At 62.8% G+C, this 242-nt stretch carries 1 protein-coding gene; it reads right to left on the bottom strand.

Translation table 11 applies throughout. The features are described 5' to 3' along the window. Nucleotides 1-242 (bottom strand): DUF3300 domain-containing protein (locus SB659_RS20350; protein ID WP_410551743.1); only part of this gene is annotated, 242 nt, incomplete at both ends.

Genomic DNA, 242 nt, shown 5'->3' with positions numbered 1-242 from the left:
GGCGGATAGGCCGGATAGCCCCATCCACCATAGACAACCGTCGGGTTGTAGGCTGGCACATAGATCACCTCGGGGTTTGCGGGCTCGATGCGCACGATGGTGGTCTGGCCGCCTGCCGGCGCGGGCTCGACTATGACCTTCTGCTGCTCGTTCGATTTCAGGTTGCCCGATTCCTGCGCGCGTGCCCGCAACCGCTGCACAGCAGCGAAGACCTCTTTTTGCTGCGCAAGAAAAGCGTCCCC

The organism is Arthrobacter sp. SIMBA_036 (assembly GCF_046535135.1).
In the GTDB taxonomy this organism is placed as follows: Bacteria; Actinomycetota; Actinomycetes; order Actinomycetales; family Micrococcaceae; genus Arthrobacter.
Note: the sequence above shows the minus strand (reverse complement) of the source record. Positions and strands in the feature narration are given on the sequence as shown.